16 protein-coding genes and 3 pseudogenes are annotated in these 19,361 nt (G+C 34.1%); 9 read left to right on the top strand and 10 right to left on the bottom strand.

Annotated elements, in window-relative coordinates; all coding sequences use genetic code 11:
• Positions 1–1,262 precede the first annotated feature (1,262 nt).
• Entirely contained in the window at positions 1,263–3,071 is a 1,809-nt protein-coding gene (recJ, locus tag HE1_RS04555; RefSeq protein ID WP_052567369.1) for a single-stranded-DNA-specific exonuclease RecJ, read from the top strand.
• Positions 3,062–4,198, top strand: coding sequence for a glycosyltransferase family 4 protein (locus tag HE1_RS04550; RefSeq protein WP_006294100.1), 1,137 nt, complete (start codon positions 3,062–3,064; stop codon positions 4,196–4,198). Before recJ ends, HE1_RS04550 begins: the two co-directional genes overlap by 10 nt.
• A gap of 204 nt (positions 4,199–4,402) precedes the next feature.
• Here the strand turns inward: HE1_RS04550 and HE1_RS07405 are convergent, their stop codons facing one another.
• A complete protein-coding gene (locus HE1_RS07405; protein ID WP_084491063.1) occupies positions 4,403–4,603 on the bottom strand; it encodes a hypothetical protein in 201 nt (66 codons plus the stop codon).
• 691 nt (positions 4,604–5,294) lie between these two features.
• Between HE1_RS07405 and HE1_RS04540 the strand changes: the two genes are divergently transcribed.
• The 4 genes and pseudogenes from HE1_RS04540 (at position 5,295) to HE1_RS04525 (ending at position 9,814) form a co-directional block, all read left to right on the top strand.
• A complete protein-coding gene (locus tag HE1_RS04540) occupies positions 5,295–6,314 on the top strand; it encodes a hypothetical protein (RefSeq protein WP_035545207.1) in 1,020 nt (339 codons plus the stop codon).
• Between the two features lie 147 nt (positions 6,315–6,461).
• Positions 6,462–7,233: pseudogene (locus HE1_RS10405) on the top strand (IS5 family transposase).
• 216 nt (positions 7,234–7,449) lie between these two features.
• The gene (locus tag HE1_RS04530) at positions 7,450–8,457 is read left to right on the top strand and encodes an outer membrane protein (protein ID WP_162480355.1); all 1,008 of its coding nucleotides are present in this window, start codon (positions 7,450–7,452) and stop codon (positions 8,455–8,457) included.
• 331 nt (positions 8,458–8,788) lie between these two features.
• Complete coding sequence (locus HE1_RS04525) at positions 8,789–9,814, top strand: hypothetical protein (RefSeq protein WP_162480353.1); 1,026 nt, start codon at positions 8,789–8,791, stop codon at positions 9,812–9,814.
• A gap of 363 nt (positions 9,815–10,177) precedes the next feature.
• Here the strand turns inward: HE1_RS04525 and HE1_RS04520 are convergent, their stop codons facing one another.
• Positions 10,178–10,363 carry a transposase gene (locus tag HE1_RS04520; RefSeq protein WP_162531265.1) on the bottom strand — a complete coding sequence of 62 codons (186 nt, stop codon included), beginning with the start codon at positions 10,361–10,363 and terminating at the stop codon, positions 10,178–10,180.
• 192 nt (positions 10,364–10,555) lie between these two features.
• Here HE1_RS04520 and HE1_RS04515 point away from each other — a divergent pair, with 192 nt between their 5' ends.
• Positions 10,556–11,002 carry a hypothetical protein gene (locus tag HE1_RS04515; RefSeq protein WP_035545203.1) on the top strand — a complete coding sequence of 149 codons (447 nt, stop codon included), beginning with the start codon at positions 10,556–10,558 and terminating at the stop codon, positions 11,000–11,002.
• 84 nt (positions 11,003–11,086) lie between these two features.
• Here the strand turns inward: HE1_RS04515 and HE1_RS04510 are convergent, their stop codons facing one another.
• Together HE1_RS04510 and HE1_RS04505 are read right to left on the bottom strand one after the other, a co-directional pair.
• Complete coding sequence (locus HE1_RS04510; RefSeq protein ID WP_035545200.1) at positions 11,087–12,835, bottom strand: hypothetical protein; 1,749 nt, start codon at positions 12,833–12,835, stop codon at positions 11,087–11,089.
• Positions 12,822–15,248 (bottom strand): hypothetical protein, encoded by a 2,427-nt coding sequence (locus HE1_RS04505; RefSeq protein WP_162480350.1) that lies wholly within the window; start codon positions 15,246–15,248, stop codon positions 12,822–12,824. The genes HE1_RS04510 and HE1_RS04505 overlap by 14 nt, the downstream gene beginning before the upstream one ends.
• Before the next feature lie 228 nt (positions 15,249–15,476).
• On the opposite strand from HE1_RS04505, the pseudogene HE1_RS04500 reads away from it, so the two are divergent.
• Both HE1_RS04500 and HE1_RS09730 read left to right on the top strand, forming a co-directional pair.
• Positions 15,477–15,674 (top strand): annotated as a pseudogene (locus HE1_RS04500) (helix-turn-helix domain-containing protein); the annotation flags it as partial.
• 238 nt (positions 15,675–15,912) lie between these two features.
• Positions 15,913–16,065 (top strand): hypothetical protein, encoded by a 153-nt coding sequence (locus HE1_RS09730; RefSeq protein WP_242837205.1) that lies wholly within the window; start codon positions 15,913–15,915, stop codon positions 16,063–16,065.
• Between the two features lie 43 nt (positions 16,066–16,108).
• Here the strand turns inward: HE1_RS09730 and HE1_RS04495 are convergent, their stop codons facing one another.
• The 6 genes and pseudogenes from HE1_RS04495 to HE1_RS09035 all read right to left on the bottom strand — a co-directional run.
• Complete coding sequence (locus tag HE1_RS04495; protein WP_242837204.1) at positions 16,109–16,861, bottom strand: leucine-rich repeat domain-containing protein; 753 nt, start codon at positions 16,859–16,861, stop codon at positions 16,109–16,111.
• 433 nt (positions 16,862–17,294) lie between these two features.
• Positions 17,295–17,495 (bottom strand): RNA-binding protein, encoded by a 201-nt coding sequence (locus HE1_RS04490; protein WP_035545188.1) that lies wholly within the window; start codon positions 17,493–17,495, stop codon positions 17,295–17,297.
• Positions 17,496–17,497: 2 nt separating this feature from the next.
• A pseudogene (locus HE1_RS10400) lies at positions 17,498–17,598 on the bottom strand (helix-turn-helix domain-containing protein); the annotation flags it as partial.
• 119 nt (positions 17,599–17,717) lie between these two features.
• On the bottom strand, positions 17,718–18,461 hold the full coding sequence (locus HE1_RS04485) for a hypothetical protein (protein WP_162531264.1): 744 nt from the start codon (positions 18,459–18,461) through the stop codon (positions 17,718–17,720).
• Between the two features lie 236 nt (positions 18,462–18,697).
• On the bottom strand, positions 18,698–18,922 hold the full coding sequence (locus HE1_RS06580; protein ID WP_006304660.1) for a transposase: 225 nt from the start codon (positions 18,920–18,922) through the stop codon (positions 18,698–18,700).
• A 196-nt stretch (positions 18,923–19,118) separates the two neighbouring features.
• Positions 19,119–19,361, bottom strand: a 243-nt coding sequence (locus tag HE1_RS09035; RefSeq protein WP_035545184.1) for a hypothetical protein, incomplete at its 5' end; no start/stop codon positions are given.

Raw genomic sequence — 19,361 nt, 5'->3', positions numbered from 1 at the left:
TTTCAATAGAGATTTTAGGGCTCATTTTACCATTTTACAGTATCATAGACATGATAGAGACTTCTCTAAACGTTTGGTCTGACGCCTGTATAACAAAAGTTATCGATAGTAAAATTTCAGATAAGATTGAAACTCCTTTTTAAGGGGGACAGAAGATTGTTAGGAGGCAATAATTCTTATGAGATGTGCTAAAAAAATTTTTATAAAAACCTTGTAGTAAAAAATCAATCTATCTATAACGCGTAAATTTTAGGGATAAATTGATGGAGAAATAAAATTATTTTGATTTTTGTAACCTGTATTCATGATTTAGCTAACCTTCGAAAAGGATTTAGCCATGCAAATGTTCTTTCGGTAATCCAACGCTTTAGCAAGTATAGCCCATCCTTGAGATATAACGCTCTGAGATTGCTATAGTTTTATTCAATATATTTCTTACAAATTCCTCCATGGGTTTTCTATATCCAGCATCTGCTCAAACTTCCTTTAATGTAGGATATTTTCGCAAAGCTTCCTAAAAAACTCTGCACCCAGCACCTGTGTCATGCGTATTAGCCTTATGAACCGCGATATGGATCAGATTGCCTTGCGTATCAACAACACTATGCCATTTACGTATCTTTTTTCCCCCAGCTATACCTATTTTTTCTGAGGCTCCTGTGGGTTTACACTTGTTTTAACACTTTGTGAATGATGCTATAGCTGGGATTCTTACTCCTTTCATACTTAATTCGGCTTGTCTTAACAAAGTTCATGCATCACTTTTTCCCATACCCCCTTAATCCTATATCGTCTATAAAACGAATGTACTGTCCATTGACAACCGCTCTTGATTATATAAGATACTGCATTAATAAGCTTTTTTTATTGTATTTACTTTTATTTCCGTAATTGCCGCTATCAAAATGATGCTTTATCACTTCTCTCTCTTTTAAATCGCTGGATAATTCTTCTTCTACTTCTTCAAGCCTTTTAACACTTTTTTATTCATGAATACAGGTTCTTATTTTTTTCTTATCTTTTTTCCCTCCTCAGAATTAAAAAGGGAGATATTTGGGGGCAAGCGCCGGTGGGAAAAAGTAAAAGAAAACTAGTGATCGGTGCATATATTCATGCTAAATGAATTAAGGATAAGGTTCATTTTTTTGAGATATTATTACCACTTTTATTTTAACAGAACAAGGGAAGGGCTGTATTAAAGTTTTGTTTCATAATTTTTTTGTGCTATAATTTGTGTCTATGATTTTTGCAACGCAATTCAAATGACACCCCCGTTTTCTTCTTTTGCACTTCGTGTTCATAAAAACACAGTTCCTTTTTCTCATACTGGGCGTGATTGGCATTTTTTAAGCGCTTGTGAACGTCATGTGGCATACCTGAAGGGACGATACCAAGTAAACGACCTGGCAGCTAGACTTGTGGCCAACCGCAGTATAATGGAAGAGGCTGAAGAGATTTTTTCTCCATTTTTGCGTACCCATTTACCAGATCCTAGCCATCTTCCCGATCTTTTAAAAGCGGTGGAACATTTAGAGGAGGTAATACGAGAAAAACGTCCTCTTGCAGTTTGGGGAGACTACGATGTGGACGGTGCTTGTGCAAGTGCTTTAATTGTCAAGTACTGCAACGCGCTGAATCACCCTGTGATCTCTTATATTCCAAATCGTTTTCAAGAAGGGTATGGACCAAATATTAATGGATTTCAAATGCTTCAAAATACGCATCAGATTCACGATTTGATTGTGGTTGATTGTGGAAGTACTTCTTTTGAAGTTATGGCTGCAGCACGAGAACAAAAAATGCGTGTTACTATTATCGATCATCACCAAGTTCCTGGAATAGATCATCCAGAATGTGTCGCTTTTATAAATCCCAAGCGTTTAAATTACACTGGGCCTGAATCTTTGAAGACTCTTTGTGCAGGGGGCCTAGTATTTTTGTTTCTTGTTGGAGCAAACCGCTATTTTCGAAAGACAGGAATGTTCTCATTTCTTAACACTTCAGAGCCCGATTTGTTTTCTTTGTTGGATTTAGTGGCGTTAAGCACAGTATGCGATATGATGCCGCTTAGAGGCATTAATCGCGTTTTTGTCAAACAAGGATTAAAAGTTTTGGGACAACGCAAAAATGTAGGCCTTACACAATTGCTAGATGTGTCTGGAATTAGAGAAGAACCCAATGCAATCCATCTAGGATACGCCCTAGGGCCGCGAATTAATGCTGGGGGAAGAGTAGGAAATTCTACACTAGGTGTTCAGCTAATTGCCACTGATAGTGTAACGAAAGCATTAGAAATTGCCCAAGAGTTAAACGCGTTAAATCAAGAACGTCAGCATATTGAGCGCGCTACCGAACAGTTGGCTTTAGCTCAAGCGTTAAAACAACAACAGCAGCATTATTTATTTTTATGGGATAGCAGTTGGCATGAAGGAGTTTTAGGAATTATCGCCGGGCACTTAAAAGAAATTTTTGGTAAGCCGACGTTTGTATTGTCAGAAAAAAATGGAATGCTAAAAGGGTCTTCCCGATCTGTATCTGGCATAGATATTGGCCGATTAATTCACCAAGCTTGTGAAGAGGGAGTTTTAGTAACAGGCGGAGGTCACCCCATGGCAGGAGGGTTAACATTACGGTTCGATCAGATTAGCCCTTTTCGAACCTTTTTAGATAAAAGTTTTAAAAACTGTTATCCTGAAAAAAACCTTTCTCCTATGAAGGTTGATATGGTTGTAACTTTGGCTCAGCTTAATCAACCAAATTTTTTAGATGTTTGGGAAAAAGTAGGCCCTTTTGGTGCAGATTATCCCTCACCTATTTTTATGGTGAAAAGAGTTTATGTACAACATGCTACTGCTTTTGGACACAATCATCTTCGGTTAAAAGTTTGCGCTGAAGAAGATCCATCTATCTTATATTCAGTTGTGTGCTTTCGTATAACAGACAAACCTGCGGGGCCCTTTCTTTTATCTCTTCCAAAAGATCCCATTGATGTGTTGTTGACTATACAAATCAGCAGAAAATGGGGAAAACGTTTTCCTAACTTTGTTTTAGAGGATTTTCGGTGTCCGTAGAAAAGAGGTATCCTCGGCTTTTATTTTTTGTGGGGAATATTGAATATTTTATTTCTCATCGCTTAACACTGGCTTTGGGAGCAATTTCTAATGGATATGATGTTTGGGTGATAGCTCCTAGTGTTTCACCCGTTCCAGAACTTCCTGGTGGGATTAAAGTTTTTTTTCTGAATACATTTCGAAAATCTAGGATGGCCCCCTGGGGTGTGGGCAAAGAATGCTTAGAAATTTTGAAAGCTTTTAAGGTCATAATTCCAGATATTTTACACAACGTTGGGATGAAGCCTATTTTTTTAGGATCTTTCTTGGCGTTTCACTCTTGCGGAGTTGTTAATGATTTTGCTGGGTTAGGATATACTTTTACTGTGTCTTCCCAAGAAAATAGAGTCAAGAAACTCATACTAAAATTTATATTTTATTGTTTTTTTCCATTAATGATACGGAAGAAACGATGCAAGATATTATGTCAAAATTCCCAAGATAAAAAAATTTTAAGAAGCAGTGTGAATAAAAAGGTTCCTATTTATCTTATTCCAGGCTCAGGGATAGATATGAGCACCTTTTTTATTCTTCCCATGCCAGCCCCCTCCCCATTACGGCTTCTTTTTGCAGGAAGACTTTTAAAAGAAAAAGGGCTAAGAGAGTTAGTAGAAGCAAAAAAATTACTAAAAAAAGTAGAACTAGAAATTTTAGTTTGTGGAGATGTTGACCTAGAAAATCCTTCCTCTTTCACCACAGAACAGATTATGGCCTGGCAAGAAGAAGGATTGATCCATTGGTTAGGATTTAAAAAAGAATTATCACAAGTATATAAAAGAGTTCATGGAGCTGTTCTTCCTTCTTATCGGGAAGGATTACCAAGAAGTTTACTGGAAGCCTGCGCTTGGGGGCGCCCCGTTATTACGACTCAAGTTCCAGGATGCCAAGATGTGGTAATAGACGGCGTAACTGGATACTTGGCAAAAGCTCAAGATGTTTTTGACCTTGCCAGAGCCATCCAAACATGGGCAGATGATCCAGAAAAAGAAGAGAAAGGAAAAGCAGGACATTTTTATGTAATAGAACACTTTTCTAAAGAAAAAATTCACCCCCAAATCTTTGAAATATATAAAAAATCAATACAGTAAAAAAAATTTTAAAGAAAAGAGGTCATTAAAAATTTAGTAAGGTTATTCTTAAAAATCATTGAAAGAACTTCTGCCTATTTATTTTTTCTCCATCACCCAAAATAAAAAATTTACCTTGACAAGACAAATCTAGATAGTATCATCACGAGAAGTTCAACCAAAGGAAAAGGCATCTCATTTGAACAAAAGCGCTTGTAAATATCTTTACCGTGTTCCCTTATACCAGGATTTAATGTTGTTTTTTCTTGTCTCATCAACGATTTGATTGGTGTCATATCCTTTATCTGAAAGAAGATTTTGATCTCCTATTCCTTCAACAACACGCTGGCTAGCTTGTTTGCAATCAGCAACGCTACCTGAAGTAATAATATTCTGACCGGCATGCCCTAAGCCATCCACGGCCAAATTTAGCTTCGAGTTTTAGATTCGTGTTGAGGCCCCCCTTTTGTGTGCGGCCCATGTACTGGCCTACCTTCCTTAACCTCTTTCTGCATAAGGATGCACTTTTATATGGCTGGTATCTATCATCAGCTCCTCATACTCTGGATAGACAATCAGTTTTTCTAAAAGATTTTTCCCAATGCCATTATCTTTCTATCTGCAAAATCTTCTGTGCGTATTTTTCTAATCCCCTTAATCCGGGGAAAGATCTTGACAAAAAGCCCCCCGTTTTTAAAATCAACAAAACAGCGTTTAACGATTATCCTTTTCTTTTCCCTCTCCTTTTTTTCCTGGTAGAGGCTCCAGCATTTTCCAAGATTTCTCTGATATGTCGTGTCTTCTGTGTGATTGCGTCATCTCTTTTAAAAAATAAAATTTTTAATTTATCATTATTATCATATTTTATCTTATGACAAAACCGTCTAACGTAGAAAATTTTTTTAATTTGTTGCAAAAAATCAATAATTAGCACCTCTGCATTATTTAGCGTGTTTTAACTGTTTTTTTAACTTTAATATATGATATAACTAAGTTATTGATATTTTAAATTTTTTAGTGATAGCTTGATTAAAGCATTTTTTTTACTAACTATTTTTTTTCAGCTTCAAGCCTCAGTGCAAAAAAAGATAAATTTTTATCCGGAATAGGAATAATTGTGGGAATCGGTGGCGCCACTATGTCTACAACTCCTGGAGGATCAGGATCAACAAATTGGCCTGTTCGAGCAGAAGTTTTTGGAAACGATGACCAGGTCGTTCAAGGGAAATTCAAGATCACTAATACGCTCTATAATCAGTATAGGAGTACCCCTATTGTGTTTACTGCATCTAGGTCTCCTGTTGTTGACCCTCCCACTGATGGATATTTGTTGCTTGATAGCGACGAGGCAACTAACACAAAGATGACTATGACAGCGCAGCCCCTTGAAAACCCAGAAACGTATTCGTGTACAGTAAACAAAATCAGAGTAAACACCCTTTACGTTTCTACGGTTGAAGGCACGACCACGACTGCAGTTACTCTTGATCCAGTTTCAGTGGAAATTAAAGGAATTAAAAACGATTTGATAGATTTTGGACAAAAAGGAGAAGTCAGAAATAAGTCTGGATTTTCTTGGAATGTTGGGGTGTTAATACAAAAAACTCTTGATTCTTATACGATGGGAGGAAGGTGTACATTTGGAGGCAATAAAGATTCTTCCCAACTAAAATACAAGACTGGCACGTTTGAAATGAATATCGCAGAAGATGAGGACTTTTCTAGTGGATTTGAAATTCCAGATCAATCAAGAACAGGCTTTCGTTTGAGGAATAAATGGTTTGCTGAATTTATTTTTGAATTTGGATGCGTGATTGCACGACGATTGCAACTTTTCGTAGGACCTGGAATTGTGTTACAAAAGCAGGAACTTTCTTGCATGGAGGAATCAAGACAGTCTCCTTCCAGTTTATCCAAAACTATTATGGGGGGGGTGTTGGCGTGTGGGACCCGGTATGCTTTAAATCGTCACGTTGCGTTAGGGCTGGAATATCAACGCCAGTGTTTGGGGAAAAAAAACTGGGATAACGTTGCTTCTATAGTTCCACAAGATATGTATTGTTGCGGCACTCCTGTCACAAAGACTAATGCCAACTTGTTTTTAGTAACGTTGAGCTGTGTGTTTTTTGGAAAATGAATCGAAGTTGATTTTGCTGACTGCTATCTTGATCTTGTATCTTGATAGATTTTTACTATGTTTTTTCCGTAAAACATTCTAGACGGTGTTGTCATAAGATAAAATATGATAATAGTGATAAATTAGGAATTTTATTTTTTAAAAGAGATGACGCAATCACACAGAATACAAGATATATCAGAGAAATCTTGGAAAATGCTGGAGCCTTATCTACCAGGAAAAGAAAAGGATAATCGTTAAACGCTGTTTTGTTGATTTTAAAAACGGGGGGCTTTTTGTCAAGATCTTTCCCCGGATTAAGGGGATTAGAAAAATACGCACAGAAGATTTTGCAGATAGAAAGATAATGGCATTGGGAAAAATCTTTTAGAAAAACTGATTGTCTATCCAGAGTATGAGGAGCTGATGATAGATACCAGCCATATAAAAGTGCATCCTTATGCAGAAAGAGGTTAAGGAAGGTAGGCCAGTACATGGGCCGCACACAAAAGGGGGGGCTCAACACGAATCTAAAACTCGAAGCTAAATTTGGCCGTGGATGGTTTAGGGCATGCCGGTCAGAATATTATTACATCAGGTAGCGTTGCTGATTGCAAACAAACTAGCCAGCGTGTTGTTGAAGGAATAGGAGATCAAAATCTTCTTTCAGATAAAGGATATGATACTAATCAAATCGTTGATGAGACAAGAAAAAACAACATTAAATCCTGAAATAGAAAAGAACAAAGGGAACACAATAAAGATATTTCAAGCTTAGATATCTTGTAGAGAATACATTTCTTCACCTAAACCAAAACGCTGAAGAGAGATTGCAATACTATACGCGAAAAATATTTCTTCATTTCTTTCTTCTGTTCAAATGAGATGCCTTTTTTGGGTTGAACTTCTCGTGACGACACCATCTAGAAAAGGAGTATAATTTCAATAAAGAATATTTTTTTAATTTGTTGCAAAAAATCAATAATTAGCACCTCTGCATTATTTAGCGTGTTTTAACTGTTTTTTTAACTTTAATATATGATATAATTAAATTATTGATATTTTGAATTTTTTTAGTGATAGCTTGATTAAAGCATTTTTTTTACTAACTGTTTTTTTTTCAGCTTCAAGCCTCAGTGCCAAAAAAGATAAATTTTTGTCCGGAATAGGGATTATTGTGGGAATCGGTGGAGCTACTATGTCTACAACTCCTGAAGGATCGGGATCGACGCGTTGTTCAATTCAGGCGGAAACCTTTGGAAAAAACAATCAGGTTGTTCAAGGAAAATTTAGCATTGCTAATGAACTCAATAATGCTTTTTATATTAATTTTTATCGTAGCATTGATGGCAAATCGTTATCAGTAAGAAGTAGCAGCGGGGGAATAACAAAGATGAATATGAAGCCACAGTTCCTTCACCCCGAAAATTCGTGCGCAGTGAATACAGTCAGCTGTGAAAATAGCTATTTTGCGGTTGAAGGAACGACGAGTACCAGTGCCAAAATTGATTTTGATGTGACTTCAGTAAAAATTGAAGGAATTCAAGACAATCTGATAGATTTTGGACAAAAAGGAGAAGTGAGCAATAGATCTGGATTTTCTTGGAATTTTGGGGTATTAATACAAAAAGTTTTTGATTCCTACTCAATGGGGGGGCGGTGTGTATTTGGCGCCAATAATGATGATTCTCTTCTAAAGTACAAAACTGGAACATTTTCATCGGATCTTGAAGAAAATGAAGATTTTTCTGGTGAGTTCGGAATTTCAGATCAAGAAAGGGCACTGTTTCGTTTGAAGAACAAGAAGTTTGGTGAATTTATCTTCGAATTTGGGTACATAATTTTACGACGATTGCAACTTTTCGTAGGACCTGGCATTGTGTTACAAAAGCAGGAGCTTTCTTACATAGATGAATCGGGACAATCTTCTGCCAATTTATCCAAAACTATTATGGGGGGGGTATTGGCGTGTGGAGCCCGGTACGCTTTAAATCGTCACGTTGCGTTAGGGCTGGAATATCAACACCAGTATTTGGGGAAAAAAAACTGGGATAATGTTGCTTCTACTGTTCCACAAAATATATGTTGTTGCGGCACCCCCATAACAAAGACTAATGCCAACTTATTTCTAGTAACGTTGAGCTGTGTATTTTTTGGAAAATGAATCGAAGTTGATTTTGCTGACTACTACCTTGATCTTGTATCTTGAGAGCTTTTTACTATGTTTTTTTCGTAAAACATTCTAGAAAAGGGATATAATTTTCAATAAAGAATATTTTTTAATTTGTTGCAAAAAATCAACAATTAGCATCTCTGCATTATTTAGCGTATTTTAACTTTTTTTTAACTTTAATTTATGATCTAATTACCTTATTGATATTTTGAATTTTTTTAGTGATCGTTTGATTAAAGTATTTTTTTTACTAGCTGTTTTTCTTTCAGCTTCAATCCTCAGTGCCAAAAAAGATAAATTTTTATCCGGAATAGGGATTATCGTGGGAATCGGTGGCGCCACTTTGTCTACAACTCCTGAAGGATCGGGATCAACAAATTGGCCCATTCAAGCAGAAGTTTTTGGGAATAATGACCGGGGTGTTCAAGGAAAATTTAAGATCATCAGTACGCTAGCTAATATGGATTATGTTGCGTTTTCTGACGCAAGATCTCCTGTTACTACCCCCCCTGCTGATGGGTATGTGCATATCGCATCGCATGGTTCTATTTCAGCACTTGGATTAACACTTATGACTACAACAGCACAGCCCCTTGAACATCCCGAAACGTATTCGTGTGCGGTAGATAATCTCATCGTCTACGAAAGCCACGTAAGCTATAGGGTTAATGGAACAAGCAATACTGTGGTTGGGTTTGATGTGACGTCAGTAAAAATTGAAGGAGCTCAAGATAATTTTATAGATTTTGAACAAAAAAGAGAAGTGAGGAATAGATCTGGATTTTCTTGGAATTTTGGGGTATTAATACAAAAAGTTTTTGATTCCTACACAATGGGGGGGCGGTGTGTGTTTGGCGCCAATAATGATGCTGCTCTGCTAAAGTACAAAACTGGAATATTTTCATTAGATCTTGAAGAACGTAACGATTTTACTGGTGAGTTTGAAATTCCAGATCAATCAAAAACAGCATTTCGTTTGAGGAATAAATGGTTTGCTGAATTTGTTTTTGAATTTGGGTATATAATTGCACGACGATTGCAACTTTTCGTAGGACCTGGAATTGTGTTACAAAAGCAGGAACTTTCTTGCATGGAGGAATCAAGACAATCTCCTTCCAGTTTGTCCAAAACTATCATGGGGGGGGTGTTGGCGTGTGGGACTCGGTATGCTTTAAATCGTCACGTTGCGTTAGGGCTGGAATATCAACGCCAGTGTTTGGGGAAAAAAAACTGGGATAACGTTGCTTCTATAGTTCCACAAAATATATATTGTTACGGAACCCCCCTAACAAGGACTAATGCCAACTTGTTTTTAGTAACGTTGAGCTGTGTGTTTTTTGGAAAATGAATCGAATTTGATTTTACTGACTACTATCTTGATATTGTATTTTGAAAAATTTTTACTATGTTTTCTCCGTAAAAGATTCTAGAAAAAATCTTTTCCCCCCCCAACACCATTTTTATTCTTTTACTGAAAAATCAAGGCTTTAAACGGTTCTTTTTAGGGGGGATAACAGTCTTGAGACTGTTTTCTTTACTTTAAGAGACGATCATTCACCCCACTCCAGATCATGGTCCTGAACGTTTTTCAAGTGAAAAGTGGCAAGGTTTCCTTGGGCATCACAGATTGCATGGATCTTGGTGCTCAGGCCTAGTTCTCGTCTTTTTAACGCCAGCGCTGTGTTGATAAGCGCACACAATCATTCATCGCTTACTTCGTTGTCAGCATCACTGGATAAGATTCCAAAAACGCTTTTCTACGCGACTTTTTAGCTCCAACGGAAGAATGCTTAAAATCTCCAGAACGTTCTGGGAAATTTCTCCACGAAATCCCTGTGCGATAGCGGTACAAAACATCCTCAAAAAATGGGCGATTGTCCTTGGCTGTAACGCACACATCTCCTTGTTTTCTAGGAAAAAAATCCTTTATCTTACCTCACCTGGTCTTCCCTCTCTTTTGCATTTTTATTAAATCCTCAAAAAATACAGCAAAAATAAAATTAAAATTAATTGAGGGCAGGGATTAATAAAAATACATTTTTTATATTATTTTTATATAATAAAAACATAAATACAAAATAGAGTAAAAATGCTAAACAATATATTTATTATACTATTCGCTTTAGGCGTAAATATTGCTGCCAACGCTAATGGTGGAGATTCTGAACAAAAAGATAGTCCCCCCCCCCCTTCTCAAAGCACGCCTTCCTCTTCTGATCAATTGTTTAAAAATACTAGAACAAGCGATCAAGAACAAACCACAAAATCAAAAGAAAATCTTAACGGCCCCCAAAAATTATATCAAAAGTTTTATGTACGGCAATATCCCTTAGAAAAATCAAAAGAAAATCTTCCTGATCCAAAAGTATTATATCAAAAGTTTCTTGATAGAACTGAAGATATTAATAAAGATCCCAGGGCAGCACTAGATCACAAAGATCTTTTTTTCTTAAAAAATCGCGAAAAATCTACTAATGCCCTTAAAAATCAACTAGAACAAATAAAAAATAGAAAGAACGTTTTGATAAAAAAATAAAATAATTCATAATTTCCTAAATAAAAAGGGAGCATAAGCTCCCCCCCCTAAAAAAACATTTTTAATATTTTATAAAATCTTTTTCTACAATTCTTCTGCTATTTTACAAGTCCCCAAATCGAGTACCTCTAAATTGTAATGAAGCGCTTGTCCACTAATTTCTAAAGAAGAAAAAACACTTCCTGTTAATAATCCTACGTAACATCTCTCTTTTCCAGGAAGCCCCCCCTGTGTAACTGACTCTTGAAAAAATCTTTCTAATACGGAATAAGGATGATGTACGAGAAGATCATTCTTGTACTCTTCACCTTCCTCGTAATTCTTGATATACTCTTCAGAAGATTTTCTTAAATTTTTTAAAAAGGTGTTATACCCCCTTGCAGTTTCGAAATACCCTGTGCATGGTAAATTTTGATTATTTAGAGCTCTTAAACAAAAATTTGTAAATCCTTCTAAAAGTTGTTGTCTTATTTCCATTGAATTCTTATGATACCTGCTTATAAAACCACTCATACTTCCTTCAAGAAAAGAAAATGGAACCTCCCCAAAATATTTAAGTTCTTTTATTTCTTTAAAGAAATTAGAATTTTTAGAGAGAGTAGCGTCTTTCATATAAATGTAGTGTGTTAAAAAACTTGTAATATCATTAACGATAAACTCTTCTTTTTTTCGTTGGATTAAAATTTTCTCAACTTTTTTCGTTCTAGCGGCATAATTAAATTTTCTCAATAAAATTTTATACACATTCAAATTTCTTAGATCCGCTATATCCTTAAGATCCATTAAATTTTGAGGAATAAGTAAGTTTTCTATAACCTCAGGATCTTCAACCTCTAACATTTCTGCCGGGCTTTGTGAACCTTCTATCCCCAGTTGATTACCTCCCAGTTGATTGCCTTCTATAGCAGAATCTTCTGAAGTTAGAAGACTTTCTTCAATCATTGAATTTTCTATCGCCGGCGGATTTTCTAAGTTTTGGAGATGCGCCACGGCTGGCTGGTGTTCTTCCCCTTGAAGATTATCCATATCCAATAAAATTTCTGAACTTTGTGCGGCGTTTGTAATTAATCGACTTTCCTCCATATCAAAGAAGATTTCTGAGCTTTGTACAACGTTTACAATTAATGGACTTTCCATATCCAAGAAGCTTTCTGAGCTTTGCAGGTCACTTATCACTATCCGACTTACTGATCTTTGCACATCACTTGCAACCTGACCACTTAAACTTTGTGAAACGTCTACGATTAACGGAGTCTCAGGTCCTGGAGAATCTTGCACACCTAAAGAACTTTCTTCCTCTTGAGATTCTTCTATAATGAGTGGGCTTTCCGAGTCCTCACTTGATGTATTGGCGTTACCTAAAGCGAATAAATTTTTTCTCTCCATCAGGTACCGTCGATTTAAAATTTCTTGTATCTTATCTGACGCTCGACAAACAAAATCTTTTCCTTTTTTTACGTCTTCAGGAATACTTCCGTAACGAGAAGATAGGTACTCTAAGAACTTATCGTCTGTTTCATCAAAAGATTCAGAAGTTTTTGCAATAAATTTAAATATTTCTTTACTCTCATCAAAAAAACCTGAAATTGCTTCTTTGCGAGAAGCTGAACTGATAAAATTTTTGTAGACAAAGCAAAATTCCTCTATTTTTCTATAAAATTCATTAAAGAAAGAAAGATCTTTTATTTTTTGAGCCAAAGTTGTATCGCGACGTATGAACCTTTTGGCGACTTCTTTAGCCTCCACGATCAAATCTTCATCTATCATTTTTTTAATTTCATCACTGTAATTCAATTCACTAGAACAACCTTCTTGATTTTTAAAAAAAATCATTGAGTTCTTTTTCGCTATTTTTTAATCTGTGAAGTCTCTTTTCTGAAGAACGATCAATCACTTTTTGCAAATTTTTTAATTTAAAAGTTTCTAGGTCTTCTAAATGCTGAAAATAATCTTCAGGATAAAAAAATTTGAATAAAAACACCAAGTATTCTATATTATGGTTTCCTTTGAATTTTTTATCAAAAAAATCTAAAGCCACTTCTTTATCTTTAGAATACTTATCTTTCTTTAAATCAGCAAAAAATTTTATATATTCACAAAATGTTTCGTACTCATCAGAGTAATTGGTAAGCCTATTTTCAGATCTTTCTTGATCAATCAAATCTTTAAACTTTAAAAATGAAAAAAAATCCTTATTTTTAAATATTTCAAAAAGATTGGATTTTATTTTTCTTTGAAACGCACTGGAAAAGCTTTCAATAGAAGTTCCGGTAAGGGTTAAATACCGCTCTAATAAACGAAAATCAGAATTTTTAGATATAATCTTTCTAAAAAATGCCTCCTTTCTTTCCTGAGAAAATTCATGAATTATACCCATGATGGATTTCAAGAGCGTATCAGCACATTCCAAAGAAATCTTAATTTGATAGACGTCATCTTCAAAAAAATCAAAATAAAAATTCATCTTACTTTGATTTTCAAAGAACGTAACATCTTCCAATTGACCTAACAGTGCATCTTGTAACGTTTTATGTTTTTCCCTACTCATTTCCTTATCGTTTAGTGAATCTGTAAAGATCTTATTAAAAACTTCACTTAATCTTTCCGAATTTGAAATGCTTAAAGTTCTTAAAAGGCGAACTAAATCCCTAGGCGCCTCATTACTCAAAACGGTCAACGCAAGATTAAAAATGTTAGGAGCTCTTTTTTCCTCTAAAACAGCTAAAGCTTTAGCAAGAACGTCTAAACTATTTTTTTCTACTAATCTAAAAAAAGAAGAAAAAAATCCAGGAAAAAACACACCATTTAAATCCAACATCTTTTCCAAAGTAACTAAGGTATACGTTAGAATTTCTGGCTTGGCATCTATTACAGGAGTAAAAGAATCAAAAAATTTTGACTCTGAAATCCCAATTATCTCCCACATCATTCTTAATGAATTAGAAGTAAAAACATTAAGGGCACAATCGAATAACTTTTCATCATTGTGATTCAATAAAAGCAACAAAACTTTAGAAGAATCACCAACTTTTCTAAATAATACATTGAATGCATAATATAAAGAAGAAGGATTAGTATCATTATTTAAATCTTCAAAAAATTTAAATAAAACCGTATTGTAGTTATTTATTATTGCGTGATTTAAAATACAACTAAAAATGTTTGGCATTAGTACCCCCTTTTGAGTATACTCCAATGCTAAATTTAAAACACGAACATAAACAGGTAAGTATTTACTGTGTTTTGCTTTCATAAACAAGCTCTTAAGAAGAGTTTCAAAATAAGAAAAATTGTATCGATTTAACGCGTTTAAAAGCCAAACAAAATCTTCAGAAGAATGATTTTTCAATTCAATATAAAAGCTTAATGATCTATTCCCCAAAGAAGTCAAAAGCGCGTAGGAAACTATTCTTGGATCAAGCCAATTCGTAGATTCCTGGGATGAATCTTCAAATGAAGCAATTCGTTCTAAAAAAGCTAAAGCATGAATAAAAAAGGAACAGGTTCGCGAGTCGTCTCTTTTTAATAATGTCGACAAGGCATAGCCCAGAGCATTTTCAGCATGTTCATTTAAATTTCTAAAATTCTCACATATTAAACCTTTGTTAATTTTGTTGCTACATTTATAGGCGCAATTCAATACTGTTAGAGCCTTTCCCAAAAGGACGATATCTAGATCTTGTCTATTTTTTTCATCAAAAAATCCATCAGGAAATTTAAAGGAACGATCTTCTATGAAAACTCTATTAATCCCCTCATTAAGATCTATATCTAACGAAAATTTGTCCTTTTTGCGGATAATACGTTTCGAAAGGCAGGAAAAAGCTTCGTTTAAAGCGCTTGGATTGATCTGATCCAAAATTTTTAAGGCATACCGAAAAGCATTCTGGTTTACCTGATTTAGATTAAATAAAGTCCCAAAAAACCCCGTAGGATCAAGATTTTTTAAAGAGTTTTTTAACTCAAGAAAATACGAATTATTGGGGTCAAATGTTTGAGCATCACAAAAATGGCGATCAAGCCTTTCTATATCCCCTGGCATAAAGAAATCAGAAAACGATCTATTTGGATCAGAGTTTTTTAGAGAGGAATATAACGCACGATTAAAAGTGTCTATATCAACCTGTAAATTTTGACCCCCTTGATTTTCAGTACTCCCCCCTTCGTTCACACCTTGAACGACACTTTCCGAAAAAAAACTCCCTAGAGCCCCCATAATCGCTATTAACGGAACTTTACTTTTCATAAAATAATTTCTTATCTCTACTTTTCTTTTTGAATGGTATGAAAAAAAACATAGAAATGTCAATCGCTTATCAAAAATAAAAAAAGACAATGTTTAATGATTTTTTAATGATATTTAACGCGACGCAAGCATCAAAAATTTTTGAAGCTTTTAACTAAAGATATTTTTTGTTAGAATTAGAAAAATATGTCTTTTAAAAGTCTCTAAAAATAATTGTATGTAAATTTTGTGAGTGTTCTGATTGCTTTAAAAGCGGATTTGTTCGATGGGGTAAGCGGTACAAATGTAAAAAATGTGGAAAAAATTTCACGAGGTGTGCCCAAGAAAGATAAGCTCCAAGCCCTTGTTTTATACGCAAGCGGTCTTTCAATGAACCGAATTGCTCAGCGTTTTGGTGTCAGCGCGAGCGCTGTTTTGAAGGGGGGCGCACCTTATAATCAAGGCTATGCGCCAAAATTGAGCCATCCCCAAAAGACAAAGGTAGTGTCATGGAAGTCGATGAATTTTGACAATTTTGGCATTATTTAAAAAAAAGAAGCAAAAAAATTTTATTTTATTGCGCAGATCATTGGGGGGTTTTTAATAAAATTATTCCAAGCACCTGCCTCTTTCAGGGAAAAGATAAAACGTTCTCCCTTGAACAAAATAACGCTCGACACCGCCATTGGTTTGCAAGGATTTCGCCCCCCTTGCAAACACACGATCACTTGAAACGCTGAAGGGAAAAATGCATATTTTTTCGGTACTTCACGTTAATAAGACTTTGAAAATTAAAATGCTATCTTTGGTCAAAAATCTCAAAAAAGCTATCATCTGATAAAGTTTTATTCCCTGCTCTTCAAGTATTATTTATTTAAAAATCACTGCTTTCCTTTATTAGCAAATACTGCTTTTGATTGGAAAATGATATTTCCCCAATTTTCTTCATTTATCGTTCTTAATATGACAATTTTTTTAAGCAAAGGAAACTGTTTTTTTAATTTTTCAGCATCTTCTAAACTGACAGATAGCTCCTCATTTCTGCAAAAATTAATTTCTTCCAACAAAGGTGCAGAAAAAGAAAGTAAAGGTGTAATGTCTTTGATATTGCACCAAGCCAAAGATAGTTTTTTTAGTTTTGGAAAAGAAAGGTGTTTGAATGCAGAAATATCCTGAATACCATTTTTTGAAAAGTCAAGTTCCTCTAAAGAAGGTAAGGATATCTTTTTTAAAGGGGAAAGATCTGTAAGACCCGAACAGTATACAGAAAAAAATTTTACATCAGGAAATTTAGCGCCCACAAGATTTTCTAATTGAAACTCTGGATGAATATCAGAGCTCATATAGGAAAACTTAAGAGATTCAACCTTGTTAAAATCGATTTCTTTAAGATTTTCTGGGTCCTGAATATCTTCTTTTATTTCTATAGAGCGGGCATGATCAGGAATCTTTTTTCCTAAAAGCGCTATTTTTTTAAGCCCCTTAACCCAAATATCTTCCCCGTAATAATCTTCCGTATATTCCTTGTTACAATAAAATTTAAATTTTTTTACTAAAGGCTTTTTATCCGAGCGGTAAAAAATTGAATTTTTTTGAGAAAAATTAGAAGCAAATAAAATTTGACTCCCTACCACAAATAGGATAATAAGAATTTTAAACATCTTTTCTTTACTATTTATTTTTCATTATATCACATTTTGTATAAATAATATAACAATTGATTGTTGATTTTGTTGCAATTATATTATATTTATATTTGGATTGGAAATAAAATATAAGAAAATCAAAACAAAATATTCAAAGAGTTTTATCTAAGGTGTTTTCAAGCGATGGGCTTAATATCCTTATACAACTTTATTAACGACTTATTTTAATTTTACTTGCCTTGATCTCTTTTATGTAGCTATATTTTTCATCCTTAACGTTTTCTTAAAAATTTCAAATCGAACTCTATTTCTTTGGAATAAAAACCTAAGTAATTTAGAACGTCTACCATGACTCTTTCTGTTAGGAACAGGATTTGTGGATCCGTTCTAAAGAATTTTTTAAGGTTATCTAAAATAAGGATTACTCTTTGTTAGAAAATACTGCTTTTTCTTGGAAAGTAATATAAACCCAGTTATTTTCGTTTATTGTTCTTAATATGACAATTTTTTTAAGTAAAGGAAACTGTTTTTTTAATTTTTCAGCATCTTCTAAACTGACAGATAGCCCCTCATTTCTGCAAAAATTAATTTCTTCCAGCAAAGGTGCAGAAAAAGAAAGCAAAGGTCTTTCTTGGGCACACCTCGTGAAATTTTTTCCACATCTTTTACATTTGTACCGCTGCCCCCTCGAACAAAACGGCTTTTAAAGCGATCCGAACATTCACAAAATTTACATACAATAATTTTTAGAGACTTTTAAAAGACTTCCTTTACTAATTCTAACAAAAAAGATCTTTAGTTAAAAGCGTCCTTTTATATGATTTTAGCTATATAGGATAAATATTTAAATAAGTTTTTTGAATTTGTCTTTAATATTATCGAATATTCCTTTGTTTTCATTTTTGAGATTCTCTTCAACATAATCTGTTAATTTTTCTTTTACTTTATCTGCATTTTTTATATCTTCTTTGATTTCAAGTATTTTGTTTTCCATTAAAGTTTTCACAGCAATTGCATTTAAAGAGTTAGAGGTGTTTTTATAATTTTCTACAATAAAATTTATTTCTTTATTATTGATTTTTTCTATTACCTCATAAAAATCTGAGAAAGCTGATGACCACTCTTCAAAATACTTACTATCAAAGCCGTACAAATGACTTTGTTTAAAAAGTATATAGGTTTCCATTAGCTCAGTTTCCTTAATAGTTATAGTAACTTTTGAACTAATTTCTTTTTGATAAATTTTAAAATCTTCCACGACTTGTTTTATTGCTGGATCATCAAAAAATTCATTTTGTTCAAAAATAGAAATTATTGTTTCTACTTTTTTCAAACTTTCTCCCTTTATTATCATATGAAAAAGATTTAGAAAGTATTTTTCTACATACTTCGTATACTCTAGATCTTGTTTTTCTGATCTATATTTACTTATAACTTCTTTTATAAAATATTCGAATTTTAAATAAATTTTTTCTAAAAGGGTCCTTTTTTCTTGTGGAGTAATAAAAGATTTAGCTTCCACTTTCTTGATTTCTTTTTTTAAATTTTTACTAAAGGTTGCTTCCGTTCTTGTATTAACAAGTATCATAAAGAGAAAAATACTTTTTTTCATTTGTTTTATATTTTAATTTTTTCAAACTTTATTATAAAAAAAATAATAAATTTTTTTATAAATCACGAATTTATAAAACAATCTAGCATTATATAGCTAAGATTACATAAATAAGTCATGTTGAATAAATTTTAAACATGTCATCAATAAAACAGTTCATAGTTCTACGTATGTGCCTAGCTTGGAAACATTTTTTCTAAATGGAGTTGAGATCAGGTGAATAAGGAGGAAAGTATGGAAAAGTCTGGCCAGAATTTTTGCATGTCTTTGCCTTTGTGAAAAGATGTATTATCTTTAACGATCACACTTTTTGCAGGTGAATCTGGCAATAAAATCTGTACTACCCAAGATACAAAAACTTCCGTATAACAAAAGTCCGTAATTAAGCCAATTGCGATTATAGCACCACCAATCAAAGCTCCCATAACATTAGGCATTCCTTTAGCTTCCCAATTATGTTTTCCATAGTATCGCTGTTGTAGGAGTATAAGAACTTGGAATTAATCTCAACAAAATTTCAGTTGCCAGTCCCTCAGTGATGGTGAGTACCTATGTGGTAGAGCGCGTGATGAACGAAAACATCCAAGCTGAAGTCGATCAGAAGCCTTGAGCGATGATACCACTTTGGATATTTTATAGTAATTTAGCATACTCCCCCTCACTTTTTTTCAGGTAGTTTAAAAGATCGCTGAAATCAAAGAATAAGAGTTTATCTTTGATCCACCTGAGTTCCCTTGTGAAGTATGAATACAAAGGCGCTCTGACTGTTTTTTTGTAAGCAATTTCTTGTGTAAGGCCCGTTATAGAAGCGTATACAATAGCAACAGCGACAATGGTCATAAGTTTGGAAAGTCTTCCCAAATCTTTCATAGGGGG

This window comes from Holospora elegans E1, assembly GCF_000648275.1.
Classification (GTDB): Bacteria; Pseudomonadota; Alphaproteobacteria; order Holosporales; family Holosporaceae; genus Holospora; species Holospora undulata_A.
The sequence above is the reverse complement of the archived record's forward strand: the minus strand, read 5'-3'. Positions and strand labels throughout refer to the sequence as shown.

Coding starts and splice junctions, on each gene's coding strand:
- recJ (WP_052567369.1), top strand. CDS start 1,263: ATGACACCCCCGTTTTCTTCTTTTGCACTTCGTGTTCATAAAAACACA.
- HE1_RS04515 (WP_035545203.1), top strand. CDS start 10,556: ATGCTAAACAATATATTTATTATACTATTCGCTTTAGGCGTAAATATT.
- HE1_RS04510 (WP_035545200.1), bottom strand. CDS start 12,835: ATGATTTTTTTTAAAAATCAAGAAGGTTGTTCTAGTGAATTGAATTAC.
- HE1_RS04505 (WP_162480350.1), bottom strand. CDS start 15,248: ATGAAAAGTAAAGTTCCGTTAATAGCGATTATGGGGGCTCTAGGGAGT.
- HE1_RS04485 (WP_162531264.1), bottom strand. CDS start 18,461: ATGATACTTGTTAATACAAGAACGGAAGCAACCTTTAGTAAAAATTTA.
- HE1_RS06580 (WP_006304660.1), bottom strand. CDS start 18,922: ATGCCTAATGTTATGGGAGCTTTGATTGGTGGTGCTATAATCGCAATT.